This is a genomic window from Enterobacter sp. PL_is514 (assembly GCF_055816715.1).
In genome coordinates this window covers 1-620 of sequence record NZ_JBVPGN010000019.1, presented here as the reverse complement: position 1 = coordinate 620, position 620 = coordinate 1, and the positions used below count along the sequence as shown (strand labels likewise).

Annotated in this window: 1 protein-coding gene; it reads right to left on the bottom strand. The window is 60.6% G+C overall.

Translation table 11 applies throughout. The features are described 5' to 3' along the window. The coding region (locus tag AC0TNG_RS00340; RefSeq protein ID WP_473712392.1) for a hypothetical protein at window positions 1-620 on the bottom strand (620 nt) is incomplete at both ends.

The window sequence follows — 620 nt, the reverse complement described above, 5'->3', positions numbered from 1 at the left end:
AGGCTCTCCAGCGCGACCGTTTTGCCGCTGATGGTGGAGCTGATGTTATTGATATCGCCGATGGCGCTCAGGTTCAGGTCGCCGCCCGCTTTCATCAGGCCGTTGTTGAGGTTGCTGATGCTGTTCTGGCTGTCGAGCGTCAGGCTGTTTTTCGCCAGCAGCGAGCTGCCGCTGTTGGTGATGTCGCCGCCCTTCAGGGTGACGTTGTTACCCGCGATTACGCTGCCGTTATTGACGGTGACGTCCTTCGGCGACAGGTAGAGTTTCGGCACCATCACGGTTTCGCCGTTGACGGTGGCTTTCTCCCACCACAGCAGGCTGTGGTCGAGTGCGGCAATCTGATCGGCGGTCAGCGAGACGCCAAACTGCAGGCCCAGCGACTGCTGCGCCGCCGCGGCGTTATCCATCAGGTAGCGCATCTGATCCAGATCGGAGCCGATGCCGTTCAGGTAGCGATTACCGGTCTGGTTGAGCACCACGTTGGAGACATAGCGGGTATCGAACGCCGCATCGCCGAGGAAGCGGTAATCGTAATCCGGGTTCAGGTTGAGGCGGCCCAGCATATAGGACGAGCCGAGGAACTGCTTCTCGTCGGTAAACGCCAGCCGCGTCTCCTGCGG